Annotated in this window: 14 protein-coding genes and 2 pseudogenes; 1 reads left to right on the forward strand and 15 read right to left on the reverse strand. The window is 59.2% G+C overall.

Annotated features, from left to right (window positions below; all coding sequences use genetic code 11):
* The 12 genes and pseudogenes from ACIOUG_RS25385 to trmJ all read right to left on the reverse strand — a co-directional run.
* Positions 1-241: pseudogene (locus tag ACIOUG_RS25385) on the reverse strand (23S rRNA (adenine(2503)-C(2))-methyltransferase RlmN); the annotation flags it as partial.
* A 28-nt stretch (positions 242-269) separates the two neighbouring features.
* On the reverse strand, positions 270-695 hold the full coding sequence (gene ndk / locus ACIOUG_RS25390) for a nucleoside-diphosphate kinase (protein ID WP_003227894.1): 426 nt from the start codon (positions 693-695) through the stop codon (positions 270-272).
* Between the two features lie 87 nt (positions 696-782).
* On the reverse strand, positions 783-983 hold the full coding sequence (gene iscX / locus ACIOUG_RS25395; RefSeq protein ID WP_103520545.1) for a Fe-S cluster assembly protein IscX: 201 nt from the start codon (positions 981-983) through the stop codon (positions 783-785).
* Between the two features lie 14 nt (positions 984-997).
* Positions 998-1,339 (reverse strand): ISC system 2Fe-2S type ferredoxin, encoded by a 342-nt coding sequence (gene fdx / locus ACIOUG_RS25400; protein WP_003227897.1) that lies wholly within the window; start codon positions 1,337-1,339, stop codon positions 998-1,000.
* Positions 1,339-3,204, reverse strand: a complete 1,866-nt coding sequence (gene hscA / locus ACIOUG_RS25405; protein ID WP_003227899.1) for a Fe-S protein assembly chaperone HscA — start codon at positions 3,202-3,204, stop codon at positions 1,339-1,341. Before hscA ends, fdx begins: the two co-directional genes overlap by 1 nt.
* Before the next feature lie 51 nt (positions 3,205-3,255).
* Positions 3,256-3,777: a co-chaperone HscB gene (hscB, locus tag ACIOUG_RS25410; RefSeq protein ID WP_003227901.1), complete on the reverse strand. Its 522-nt coding sequence runs from the start codon at positions 3,775-3,777 to the stop codon at positions 3,256-3,258.
* A gap of 8 nt (positions 3,778-3,785) precedes the next feature.
* A complete protein-coding gene (gene iscA / locus ACIOUG_RS25415; protein ID WP_003227904.1) occupies positions 3,786-4,109 on the reverse strand; it encodes an iron-sulfur cluster assembly protein IscA in 324 nt (107 codons plus the stop codon).
* Between the two features lie 28 nt (positions 4,110-4,137).
* Positions 4,138-4,524 (reverse strand): Fe-S cluster assembly scaffold IscU, encoded by a 387-nt coding sequence (gene iscU, locus ACIOUG_RS25420; RefSeq protein WP_003227907.1) that lies wholly within the window; start codon positions 4,522-4,524, stop codon positions 4,138-4,140.
* Positions 4,525-4,607: 83 nt separating this feature from the next.
* Entirely contained in the window at positions 4,608-5,822 is a 1,215-nt protein-coding gene (locus ACIOUG_RS25425) for an IscS subfamily cysteine desulfurase (RefSeq protein WP_041071812.1), read from the reverse strand.
* A 47-nt stretch (positions 5,823-5,869) separates the two neighbouring features.
* Positions 5,870-6,361 (reverse strand): Fe-S cluster assembly transcriptional regulator IscR, encoded by a 492-nt coding sequence (gene iscR / locus ACIOUG_RS25430; RefSeq protein ID WP_003227911.1) that lies wholly within the window; start codon positions 6,359-6,361, stop codon positions 5,870-5,872.
* A 239-nt stretch (positions 6,362-6,600) separates the two neighbouring features.
* Positions 6,601-7,377, reverse strand: coding sequence for a serine O-acetyltransferase (gene cysE, locus ACIOUG_RS25435; protein WP_003227913.1), 777 nt, complete (start codon positions 7,375-7,377; stop codon positions 6,601-6,603).
* Positions 7,378-7,380: 3 nt separating this feature from the next.
* Positions 7,381-8,151, reverse strand: a complete 771-nt coding sequence (gene trmJ, locus ACIOUG_RS25440; RefSeq protein ID WP_003227915.1) for a tRNA (cytosine(32)/uridine(32)-2'-O)-methyltransferase TrmJ — start codon at positions 8,149-8,151, stop codon at positions 7,381-7,383.
* Between the two features lie 145 nt (positions 8,152-8,296).
* Between trmJ and suhB the strand changes: the two genes are divergently transcribed.
* Entirely contained in the window at positions 8,297-9,115 is an 819-nt protein-coding gene (gene suhB / locus ACIOUG_RS25445; protein WP_003227916.1) for an inositol-phosphate phosphatase, read from the forward strand.
* Between the two features lie 206 nt (positions 9,116-9,321).
* Here suhB and ACIOUG_RS25450 read toward each other — a convergent pair whose 3' ends face one another.
* The 3 genes and pseudogenes from ACIOUG_RS25450 to secD form a co-directional block, all read right to left on the reverse strand.
* A complete protein-coding gene (locus ACIOUG_RS25450) occupies positions 9,322-9,870 on the reverse strand; it encodes a glycine zipper 2TM domain-containing protein (RefSeq protein ID WP_025109224.1) in 549 nt (182 codons plus the stop codon).
* 122 nt (positions 9,871-9,992) lie between these two features.
* Positions 9,993-10,907, reverse strand: coding sequence for a protein translocase subunit SecF (gene secF / locus ACIOUG_RS25455; RefSeq protein ID WP_139054231.1), 915 nt, complete (start codon positions 10,905-10,907; stop codon positions 9,993-9,995).
* A gap of 9 nt (positions 10,908-10,916) precedes the next feature.
* A pseudogene (gene secD / locus ACIOUG_RS25460) lies at positions 10,917-12,166 on the reverse strand (protein translocase subunit SecD); the annotation flags it as partial.

Consider the following 12,166-nt stretch of genomic DNA (forward strand, 5'->3'; position numbering starts at 1 on the left):
CGTCGCTGGAAATGTCCTCGCTGACCACTTCGGGACCACGGACCTCAGCAATAGCCTTGAGCTTGTCGCGCAAGGCCTTGCTGACGTTCGTCATGGCGTCGAAATCATCGACGCCAAAGTGGTGAAACCATTTCATTACCTGACCGGCACGGAAACGCTTCTCCCCGATTGAGTCGAAGAATTTTTCCATTTCCGGCTGGGTCAGACCCAGCAGGTTTGTTTTAACAGTCGATGTAGTCATGGATTCACCTTCACTCTTCAAGCAATGCTTAGCGAGTGGTTACTTCAGTAGCTGCGAAGAAGTACGAGATTTCGCGAGCAGCAGCGGCTTCGGAGTCCGAACCGTGAACGGCGTTGGCGTCGATCGACTCAGCGAAGTCAGCACGGATGGTGCCGGCAGCAGCTTCTTTAGGGTTGGTAGCGCCCATCAGCTCACGGTTGCGAGCGATAGCGTTTTCGCCTTCCAGAACCTGAACAACTACTGGACCGGAGATCATGAAAGCAACCAGGTCACCGAAGAAACCACGCTCTTTGTGCTCAGCGTAGAAGCCTTCAGCTTCGGCTTTGGACAGCTGCTTCATTTTCGAAGCAACAACTTTCAGACCAGCCTTTTCGAAACGGGTAACGATTTCGCCGGCAGCGCCTTTAGCAACGGCGTCAGGCTTGATGATGGAGAAAGTACGTTGAACAGCCATGGTGTAACTCCAGAAACAGTAATTTGCGAAAAATTAAACCCGCGAATTATACGCGGGTTCTTGGGTATTGCCTAACCTGCGAGACGATCAGTCCAATTCTGCGGCCCAAAGCTCCTGAACCCTTTCCAACACCTTCTCGCCAACGCGGCCAGAAGTCTTATCGAAGTCAGGCAGTTCCTCGATCATATGCTGCAGACGGACAAAACCTACAGAATACGGATCGAGCCCCTCGTGGGCCTCGGCCAGCTCTTCTGCAATACGTTGAACATCATTCCAACCGTAGCTCATGACAGTCTTACCAGTCAGTGCGGCGCTTCGGCCGCATGGTTAAGCGAATATTTCGGAATCTCGACGGTGATGTCTTCTTCGCCGACGATAGCCTGACAGGCCAGGCGCGATTGCGCTTCCAGGCCCCAGGCGCGATCGAGGAAGTCTTCTTCCAGCTCGTCCGCCTCTTCCAGCGAGTCGAAACCCTCGCGGATGATGCAATGGCAAGTGGTGCAGGCGCAGACACCGCCGCAAGCACTTTCCATCTCGATATGGTGTTCGTGAGCCAGATCGAGAATCGAAGTGCCGGGTTCGGCCTCGACCACCATGCCTTCAGGGCAGAACTTCTCGTGGGGCAGAAAAATGACCTGCGGCATCAGATATCCTCGATTTCATTCAGATTGCGCCCCGACAGAGCGGCTTTCACCGTCAGATCCATGCGGCGGGCAGCAAAAGCATCGGTCACTTGCGACAGACGCTTGGTCTGCTGCTCGATGGCGTAACCATCGGTGCCTTTCATCAATTCGGCCAGTTCCTGCATCTGCAGTTCGATGACCATGCGCTCTTCGGCGTCGAGCAAACGCTCGCCGTCAGCCTCCAGAGCGCCCTGTACCGCTTCGATCAGGCGCTGGGCATCGACCTGCTGCTCGCGCAGGACGCGAGCGACCTTGTCGTCATTGGCGTGCTGGAACGAGTCCTTGAGCATCTTGGCGATTTCGCCGTCGGTCAGGCCGTAGGAAGGCTTGACCTGAATGCTCGCTTCAACGCCCGAACCGAGTTCACGGGCAGACACGCTTAGCAGACCGTCGGCATCGACCTGGAAAGTCACGCGAATCTTCGCCGCACCGGCCACCATCGCCGGAATGCCGCGCAGTTCGAAGCGCGCCAGGGAGCGACAGTCGCTGATCAGCTCGCGCTCACCCTGCAGCACATGGATCGCCATGGCCGACTGGCCGTCTTTATAAGTGGTGAAGTCCTGAGCGCGGGCGACCGGGATGGTGGTGTTGCGCGGAATCACCTTCTCCATCAGCCCGCCCATGGTTTCCAGCCCCAGAGACAGTGGAATCACGTCGAGCAGCAGCAGTTCGCCGCCATCGCGCTTGTTGCCAGCCAGCGTGTCGGCCTGGATCGCGGCCCCGATGGCCACCACTTGATCCGGGTCGATTTCCGTCAATGGCTGACGACCGAAGGCTTCGGCAACCGCCTCGCGAACACGCGGCACACGGGTCGAACCACCGACCATGACCACGGCATGCACGTCTTCCAGTTCGATACCGGAATCACGTACGGCGCGGCGGCAGGCTTTCAGGCTGCGGGCAACCATTGGCTCGATCAGCGCATCGAAGGCTTCACGGGTCAATTGCGCTTTCCAGTCACCGTAGGCGACTTCAACGCTGGCCGCATCGGTCAGGGCTTCTTTGGCCGCGCAGGCAGTTTGCAGCAGATTGCGCTGTGCACCCGGATCGAGGTCGGCGGACAGGCCGGCGCTCTCGATGATCCAGCCGGCAATCGCGTGATCGAAGTCATCGCCGCCCAGGGCGCTGTCGCCGCCGGTGGCCAGCACTTCGAACACGCCGCCAGTCAGACGCAGAATCGAAATATCGAACGTACCGCCGCCCAGGTCATAGATAGCAACCAGACCTTCGGCGTGTTGATCCAGACCATAAGCCACGGCAGCAGCGGTCGGCTCGTTGAGCAGACGCAGCACGTTCAGACCGGCGAGTTTCGCCGCGTCCTTGGTGGCCTGGCGCTGAGCATCGTCGAAATACGCCGGAACGGTGATCACCGCACCGACCAGCTCGCCACCCAGGGTCGCTTCAGCACGCTGACGCAGCACCTTGAGGATATCGGCGGAGACTTCGACCGGACTTTTCGGGCCCTGCACGGTGTCGATGAACGGCATGTGCGATTCGCCACCGACGAAGCGGTACGGCAGTTGCTCGCCCAATTGCTTGACGTCGGACAGACCACGCCCCATCAGGCGCTTGACCGACAGCACAGTGTTCAAGGGATCGGAGGACGCGGCCAGTTTGGCCGACTCGCCAACCTCGACGCGGTCGGCGTGATAACGCACGGCGGACGGCAGGATGACCTGCCCGTCAGCGTCGGCCAGTGGCTCGGAAAGACCACTGCGCAACGCAGCGACCAGCGAATTGGTAGTGCCCAAGTCGATCCCCACAGCCAGACGACGCTGGTGCGGTTGAGGACTTTGGCCGGGTTCGGCGATCTGCAGTAGGGCCATCGTGATCAGGACTTATCTGTATATCAGGCGTGCGACCGGAGCGGCACTGGGTTAATCGTCGAGGCGCTCTTCTAACTGGCGCACTTCGTAGGTGAGCTTGTCGAGGAACTGCATTCGCCGCATCAGGCGTTCGGCCTGTTCGCGTTGCGCCGCATCATCCCAACAGGCTGCGAAGCTTTCGTTCAACTGTTCCTGAGCCACTTTCAGGCGACGCTTGAATACCGCGACACCGTCGAGGTCGGCACTGTCCTGAAGGTCTTCGAGCTCTTCGCGCCATTGCATCTGCTGCAAGAGAAACTCGGGATCATGGACCGTGACTTCCATCGGCACTTCATGCCCGCTGATGGTCAGCAGGTAACGTGCACGCTGGGCAGGACTCTTGAGCGTCTGGTACGCGTCGTTGAGCCGCGCAGACTGCTCGAGCGCCGACCGCTGCTCACGCTCGGAAGCGTCGGCAAAGCGGTCAGGATGAACGCCGCGCGCCAACTCACGGTAGCGCGTGGCCAACTGCTCGAGATCCAGACGGAAGCTCGGTTGCAGCTCGAATAAAGCGAAATGACAAGGAATACCCACGACAAGCCTCAGATGTTGAAGCTTTCGCCGCAGCCACATTCACCGCGTACGTTGGGGTTGTTGAACTTGAAGCCTTCGTTCAACCCTTCCTTGACGAAATCGAGTTCGGTGCCGTCCAGGTAGGCCAGGCTTTTCGGGTCGATAATCACTTTCTCGCCGTGACTTTCGAACACCTGATCCTCGGCAACCACCTCGTCGACGAACTCCAGCACGTAGGCAAGGCCGGAACAGCCTGTGGTGCGAACACCCAGACGAATCCCTTCACCTTTGCCGCGCCCGTCGAGGGAGCGTCGCACGTGTCGAGCAGCCGCTTCTGTCATGCTGATAGCCATCGTTGACTCCTTACTCGTCGCGCAATGCTTAGATCAAGCCTTTCTTCTGCTTGTAGTCGCGAACAGCCGCTTTGATAGCGTCTTCAGCGAGTACCGAGCAGTGGATTTTCACTGGTGGCAGGGCCAGTTCTTCGGCCAGCTGAGTGTTCTTGATGGTCTCGGCTTCGTCCAGCGTCTTGCCCTTCATCCACTCGGTGGCCAGGGAGCTGGAAGCGATTGCCGAACCGCAGCCATAGGTCTTGAACTTGGCGTCTTCGATAACGCCCTGATCGTTGACCTTGATCTGCAGACGCATCACGTCGCCGCACGCCGGAGCGCCGACCATGCCGGTGCCGACATCCGGGTCTTCCGCGTTCATCTTGCCGACGTTACGCGGGTTTTCGTAGTGGTCGATGACCTTTTCGCTGTAAGCCATGATGCTTAATCCTCACTCATCAGAGAGTCGCTCTTTAAGCCCCGCAACCTGAGGTCGCAGGGCCGGTTCGCGGCGACTTGAAATCAGTGTGCCGCCCACTCGATTTTCGAAATGTCGACACCGTCTTTGTACATGTCCCACAGCGGCGACAGTGCGCGCAGCTTGGTAACGGCCTCGCAGACTTTCTGCGCGGCGTAGTCGATTTCTTCTTCGGTGGTGAAACGGCCGAAGGTGAAACGGATCGAGCTGTGTGCCAGTTCGTCGTTGCGGCCCAGGGCGCGCAGTACATACGAAGGCTCCAGGGACGCCGAGGTGCAGGCCGAACCGGACGATACCGCCAGATCCTTGAGCGCCATGATCAGCGACTCGCCTTCAACGTAGTTGAAGCTCAGGTTCAGGTTGTGCGGAACGCGAGCGGTCAGGCTGCCGTTGACGTACAGCTCTTCCAGATGCTCGACCTGCTTGTAGAAGCGGTCGCTCAGGGCTTTGATGCGTACGTTCTCGGCCGCCATGTCTTCTTTGGCTACGCGGAAGGCTTCGCCCATGCCGACGATCTGGTGGGTCGCCAGGGTGCCGGAACGCATGCCACGTTCGTGACCGCCGCCGTGCATGGTCGCTTCGATGCGCACACGCGGCTTGCGGCTGACGTACAGCGCGCCGATACCTTTAGGACCATAGGTCTTGTGGGCGGAGAACGACATCATGTCGACTTTCAGCTTCTGCAGGTCGATTTCGACCTTGCCAGTGGACTGAGCCGCGTCGACGTGGAACAGGACGCCCTTCGAACGAAGCAGTTCGCCAATGGCAGCGATGTCGTTGATGGTGCCGATTTCGTTGTTCACGTGCATCACCGACACCAGAATGGTGTCTTCGCGCAGTGCCGCTTCGATCATTGCCGGAGTGATCAGACCGTCTTCGGTCGGCTCGAGGTAGGTGACCTCGAAGCCTTCACGCTCCAGTTGGCGCATGGTGTCGAGAACAGCCTTGTGTTCGATCTTGCTGGTGATCAGGTGCTTGCCTTTGGAGGCATAGAAATGTGCCGCACCCTTGATAGCCAGGTTGTCGGACTCGGTAGCGCCGGACGTCCAGACGATTTCGCGCGGGTCAGCGTTGACCAGATCGGCCACCTGACGACGGGCGTTTTCGACGGACTCTTCAGCTTTCCAGCCGAACACGTGGGAACGGGACGCCGGGTTACCGAAGTTTCCGTCGACCAGCAGGCATTCACTCATCTTTTGCGCAACGCGCGGATCGACCGGGGTGGTCGCAGAGTAATCAAGGTAAATCGGCAATTTCATGGACTATCTCCTAAATCAGGGCTGGCGTTCCGCTAGCTCTTCGGCTGTCATTCGACGGCGGACGCTTCAATCTTGTCCAGGCGTGGCGCCTTGCTGTTGCAACGACGCTGGTCCTGACGCTGGGCTACTTCTTGCACCTCACGGCGAGTCACAAGATCAGCCAAGCTGATACCACTTAGAAATTCGTGAATCTGCAGGCTCAGGTCGCACCACAGGTGATGAGTCAGGCAGGTGTCGCCGGAATGGCAATCGCCCTGGCCCTGGCACTTTGTAGCGTCGACCGATTCGTTGACCGCATCGATCACCTGAGCCACCTGGATGCCCTGCATGTCGCGCGACAGCTGGTAACCACCGCCTGGGCCGCGAACACTGGAAACCAGGTTACTGCGACGCAGCTTGGCAAAAAGCTGTTCGAGATAGGACAGGGAGATGCCTTGGCGCTCGGAGATATCGGCCAGGGACACCGGCCCGTGCTGCGCGTGCAACGCCAGGTCAAGCATGGCGGTCACGGCGTATCGGCCTTTTGTAGTCAGTCGCATGGACAATTACCACGGAGTTCGGAATGGGCGGGAGTATGCTATTCCCGAGCATTTAAGTCAACTATAAGACCTAGTGCTTTAGTCGGGTTTACCCGCAAAAGAGCGCGCGCATCATAGCAAAGGCTGGCGGCGTACAGCCAGCGGTACCGCGTTATCGTTCTTCGCGAGCAAGCCCGCTCCCACAGGGTGATGCATTCCAATGTGGGAGCGAGCCTGCTCGCGAAACGCAGCGCCCCGGCTTAGCTGGCCTGGCTCTGATCCTTGCCCTTCACACAGGCAAAGTCTTCTTCGCGCAACTCAGGCAGATCTTTCGCACAGTAGTTGCTGCCCAGATCCTTCAGTGCGCCGCACATCCCTTCCAGCCGTCCGTCCACCGCTTGCAAGTGATCGAGCAACTGGCCGATGGCCCGGGCCACTGGGTCAGGCATGTCTTCGCTGACGCCATAAGCATCGAAACCAATCTTCTCGGCCATGGCCTTGCGCTTGGCGTCCTGCTCTTCATCGGTCTTGACGATGATCCGCCCCGGAATCCCCACCACCGTGGCGCCCGGCGGCACTTCCTTGGTGACCACCGCATTGGAACCGACTTTCGCACCCGCCCCTACCGTGAATGGCCCGAGCACTTTGGCACCGGCACCGACCACTACTCCGTCACCCAGCGTCGGGTGGCGCTTGCCTTTGTTCCAGCTGGTACCTCCAAGGGTCACGCCCTGATAAATGGTCACGTCATCGCCGATCTCGGCGGTTTCACCAATGACGATGCCCATGCCGTGGTCGATGAAGAAGCGCCGACCAACCTTGGCCCCCGGATGAATCTCGATGCCGGTCAACCAGCGACCGAAGTTGGACACCAGTCGCGCCAGCCATTTCAGCTCGTTGCGCCACAGCATGCCAGCCAACCGGTGAATCCAGATCGCATGCATACCGGGGTAGCAGGTCAGGACTTCAAAAGCGTTACGCGCCGCCGGGTCTCGATGGAATACGCTCTGGATATCTTCACGCAAACGCTCAAACATCATTCAGTCCTTCCGTTTAAGAAGCTCACCACGGGCCGCTTTTTGGGTTTCCGTGAGGATGCCACGCAAAATATTCATTTCCGCCCGGCTGACCGAGCTGCGTCCGTACAACCGGCGCAGGCGCGCCATCAAGTGCCGCGGCTTTTCCGGATCGAGAAATTCGATGGCGACCAGCGTCTGCTCCAGATGCTCGTAAAAGCGCTCGAGCTCATCCATGGTCGCCAGCTCGGCGCTTTTCACCGAGGCCACTTCTTCTTTCTCGATCTTGGTCGGCTGCCCTTGAGCGGCCAGCCAGGCCATGCGCACTTCATAGCTCAACACCTGCACCGCCGCCCCGAGGTTCAGCGAGCTGAACCCAGGATCGGAGGGAATGTGCACGTGAAAGTGACATCGCTGCAGCTCCTCGTTGGTCAGGCCGGAGTCTTCACGACCAAACACCAACGCGATTTCCGCGCCTTGCCCCGCCTCCTCGACCACTTTGCTCCCGCATTCGCGGGGATCCAGCAGCGGCCAGGGAATACGCCGGTCACGGGCGCTGGTGCCAAGCACCAGATTGCAGCCGACCAAGGCATCTTCCAGAGTGGCGACGACTTGCGCGTTTTCAAGGATGTCACCGGCACCGGAAGCACGGGCATCGGCTTCGTGATGCGGAAACAGGCGCGGCTCGACCAGCACCAGCCGCGACAGACCCATGTTTTTCATGGCGCGCGCGGCCCCGCCGATGTTGCCGGGGTGGCTGGTATTGACCAGGACGACACGAATGTTCTGCAGCAAGGGAGGCGCTCTCGGACACAGGAAAGGGGTGCAAATCTTACAGAACAGCCTACCGTTAAGCTATGAAAGCGAACAGTGACCTTCACCTGAAGAAAAGTTCTGATAGAATGCGCGGCTTTCTTTAACAACCTTAGGTGACACATCCATGCAGCCCATGCTGAATATCGCGCTGCGCGCCGCCCGCAGCGCCAGTGAACTGATCTTCCGCTCCATCGAGCGCCTGGATACCATCAAGGTCGACGAAAAAGACGCCAAGGATTATGTATCCGAGGTCGATCGCGCCGCCGAACAGAAAATCATTGATGCTCTGCGCAAGGCTTACCCGAATCACTCGATCCAGGGTGAAGAGACCGGCATGCATGTCGGTAACGGCATCGAAGGCGAAGAGTACCTGTGGATCATTGATCCACTGGACGGCACCACCAACTTCCTGCGTGGCATTCCTCACTTTGCTGTCAGCATTGCCTGCAAATACCGTGGTCGCCTGGAACACGCTGTGGTTCTGGATCCGGTTCGCCAGGAAGAATTCACCGCCAGCCGTGGTCGCGGCGCTCAACTGAACGGTCGTCGTCTGCGCGTCAGCGGTCGCACCAGCCTCGACGGCGCTTTGCTGGGTACTGGCTTCCCGTTCCGTGACGACCAGATGGACAACCTCGACAACTACCTGGGCATGTTCCGCGCCCTGGTTGGCCAGACTGCCGGCATCCGCCGCGCCGGTTCCGCCAGCCTGGACCTGGCCTACGTGGCTGCCGGTCGTTTCGACGCGTTCTGGGAATCGGGCCTGTCCGAGTGGGACATGGCTGCCGGCGCCCTGCTGATCCAGGAAGCTGGCGGTCTGGTGAGCGACTTCACCGGCGGTCACGATTTCCTTGAAAAAGGCCACATCGTTGCCGGCAACACCAAATGCTTCAAGGCAGTCTTGACGGCGATCCAGCCGCACCTGCCGGCTTCGCTGAAGCGCTAAGCTTCCCGCGAAACGCAAAAAGCACCCTTCGGGGTGCTTTTTTTATGCCTGCGATTCAATTCCCCCCTCTGTAGGAGCTGCCGAAGGCTGCGATCTTTTGATCTTGCTCTTAAAAAACAAAGTCAAAAGATCGCAGCCTTCGGCAGCTCCTACACAGGCAACAAAAAAAGCACCCCGCAGGGTGCTTCTTTTAAAACAGTCTGTCTTTACTGACCCGGCTGATTCTGCGACAGAATCAACTTGCCTTCCTTGTCCACCGGAATCTGGTTGCCCGGATCACGATCCATCCGCACTTTGCCTTCCTTGCCATCCAGCGAATAACGCACGTCGTAACCGACAACCTTGTCGCTGATGTCATTCACGGTGTTACAGCGAGTCTGGGTGGTGGTGTAGGTGTCGCGGTTCTGCATGCCTTCCTGCACCTTGTTACCGGCATAACCGCCGCCGACCGCACCAGCCACGGTGGCAATTTTCTTGCCGTTACCACCGCCGACCATATTGCCCAGCAGGCCACCGCCGACCGCACCGAGCACCGTACCCACGATCTGGTGCTGGTCCTTGACCGGCGCCTGACGGGTTACAGCAACATCCTTGCACACTTCACGTGGAGTCTTGATCTGTGTTTTGACCGGTTCTACGGCCAGCACTTGCGCATACTCAGGGCCGCTTTTAACCAGGCTGTAGGTGGCAACAGCACCCCCGGCAGTCACACCGACAGCACCCAATACCGCACCAACCAGCAACGACTTGTTCACATGAACCTCCTGACCATCACATGCGGGACACGTCCCGCGCTTCTCCCAGCCTTGGAGCATAAAAAAAGGCGCGAGTTCAACTCGCGCCTTTTCTGGGCTGACAGCCGGAGAAGCGATGGCCGTTATGGACGGTCGTCGACTTCCTTCTCGGTGTTGGCCGGAGGAATCAGATCCTCGGTGCTCAGATTCAGCCAGATCAGCACCACGTTCGCGATGTAGATCGACGAGTAAGTACCCGCCAGCACACCGATGAACAGGGCGATGGAGAAGCCGAACAGGTTGTCGCCACCGAAGAACAGCAGCGCAGCAATCGCCAGCAAGGTGGAGATCGACGTTGCCATGGTCCGCAGCAGGGTCTGAGTGGTCGAGATGTTGATGTTCTCGATCAGCGAAGCCTTGCGCAGCACACGGAAGTTCTCACGAACCCGGTCGAACACGACGATGGTGTCGTTCAGCGAGTAACCGATGATCGCCAGCACCGCCGCCAGCACCGTCAGGTCGAAGGTGATCTGGAAGAACGACAGGATACCGACAGTCACGATCACGTCGTGAATCAGCGAAACGATGGCGCCGACCGCGAATTTCCACTGAAAGCGGAAAGCCAGGTAGATCAGGATGCCGCCGAGCGCCAGGAGCATGCCGAGGCCGCCCTGGTCGCGCAGCTCCTCACCGACCTGCGGGCCGACGAACTCGACGCGCTTGACCGTCGCCGGGTTGTCGCCGCCGACTTTCTGCAGAGCCTCTGCTACTTGGTGACCCAACTGCGGGTCTTCACCTGGCATACGTACCAGCAAGTCGGTAGTTGCACCAAAGCTCTGCACGATGGCTTCGTGGTAACCGGAAGTCACCAGCTCTTCACGCACTTTGGTGACGTCAGCCGGACGCTCGTAGGTCAGCTCGATGAGCGTACCGCCGGTGAAGTCCAGACCCCAGTTCATGCCCTTGTGGAAAACGCTGAACAAGGCCAGAACGGTGAGAAACACAGTCACGCCGAACGCAAAGTTGCGAACGCCCATGAAGTTGATTGTACGTAACATGGCAGCCCCTTAAATCCACAACTTCTTGAAGTCACGTCCGCCGAAGATCAGGTTGACCATTGCGCGGGTCACCATGATGGCCGTGAACATCGAGGTAAAGATCCCGAGGGACATGGTCACTGCGAAGCCCTTCACCGGGCCGGTGCCCATGGCGAAGAGGATGCCGCCGACCAGCAGAGTGGTCAGGTTGGCGTCGAGAATCGCGGTGAATGCCCGGCCGAAGCCTTCGTTGATTGCACGCTGCACGGTCATGCCGGCGGCGATCTCTTCACGGATCCGCGAGAAGATCAGCACGTTGGCGTCGACCGCCATACCCATGGTCAAAACGATACCGGCGATACCCGGCAGGGTCAGCGTTGCCCCCAGCAGCGACATCAGCGCCAGCAACAGCACCATGTTCACCGCCAGTGCGACCGTGGCGATCACACCGAAGAAGCGGTAGATGGCGATGATGAACAGCGAGACGAACAGCATGCCCCACAGCGATGCATCGATACCCTTGGTGATGTTGTCAGCACCCAGGCTCGGACCGATTGTGCGCTCTTCCGCGAAGTACATCGGTGCGGCCAGACCACCGGCACGCAGCAGCAGCGCCAGCTCGGACGATTCGCCCTGGCCGTTCAGGCCGGTGATACGGAACTGCGCACCCAGCGGCGACTGAATGGTCGCCAGGCTGATGATCTTCTTCTCTTCCTTGAAGGTCTGCACCGGCACGTCTTTCTCGACACCGTCGACAACCTGCTTGGTGTAAGTGGTCACCGGACGCTGTTCGATGAAGATCACCGCCATGCTGCGGCCGACGTTCGAACGGGTCGCGCGGCTCATCAGCTCGCCACCGTGACCATCCAGACGGATGTTCACTTCAGGCGTGCCGTGTTCGCCGAAACCGGCCTTGGCGTCGGTCACCTGGTCACCAGTGATGATCAGGCCACGCTCGATCTGCGCAGGAGGACGCTTGCCTTCACGGAACTCGAAGGTTTCGGAAGTGGCTTTCGAAGCACCCGGCTCTGCAGCCAGACGGAACTCAAGGTTGGCCGTCTTGCCGAGAATACGCTTGGCTTCGGCAGTGTCCTGCACGCCCGGCAGCTCAACCACGATGCGGTTGGCGCCCTGACGCTGAACGATCGGTTCGGCAACACCCAGCTCGTTGACGCGGTTACGTACCGTGGTCAAGTTCTGCTTGATGGAGTATTCACGGATTTCCGCCAGCTAGGCCGGGGTCATCGCCAGACGCAGCACCGGTTGACCGTTGAGGTCGT

Source organism: Pseudomonas sp. NPDC087803 (genome assembly GCF_044742995.1).
GTDB lineage: Bacteria > Pseudomonadota > Gammaproteobacteria > Pseudomonadales > Pseudomonadaceae > Aquipseudomonas.

Coding starts and splice junctions, on each gene's coding strand:
- iscA (WP_003227904.1), bottom strand. CDS start 4,109: ATGGCTATCAGCATGACAGAAGCGGCTGCTCGACACGTGCGACGCTCC.
- iscU (WP_003227907.1), bottom strand. CDS start 4,524: ATGGCTTACAGCGAAAAGGTCATCGACCACTACGAAAACCCGCGTAAC.
- secF (WP_139054231.1), bottom strand. CDS start 10,907: ATGTTACGTACAATCAACTTCATGGGCGTTCGCAACTTTGCGTTCGGC.
- suhB (WP_003227916.1), top strand. CDS start 8,297: ATGCAGCCCATGCTGAATATCGCGCTGCGCGCCGCCCGCAGCGCCAGT.
- cysE (WP_003227913.1), bottom strand. CDS start 7,377: ATGTTTGAGCGTTTGCGTGAAGATATCCAGAGCGTATTCCATCGAGAC.
- hscA (WP_003227899.1), bottom strand. CDS start 3,204: ATGGCCCTACTGCAGATCGCCGAACCCGGCCAAAGTCCTCAACCGCAC.
- ndk (WP_003227894.1), bottom strand. CDS start 695: ATGGCTGTTCAACGTACTTTCTCCATCATCAAGCCTGACGCCGTTGCT.
- iscR (WP_003227911.1), bottom strand. CDS start 6,361: ATGCGACTGACTACAAAAGGCCGATACGCCGTGACCGCCATGCTTGAC.
- fdx (WP_003227897.1), bottom strand. CDS start 1,339: ATGCCGCAGGTCATTTTTCTGCCCCACGAGAAGTTCTGCCCTGAAGGC.
- ACIOUG_RS25425 (WP_041071812.1), bottom strand. CDS start 5,822: ATGAAATTGCCGATTTACCTTGATTACTCTGCGACCACCCCGGTCGAT.
- iscX (WP_103520545.1), bottom strand. CDS start 983: ATGAGCTACGGTTGGAATGATGTTCAACGTATTGCAGAAGAGCTGGCC.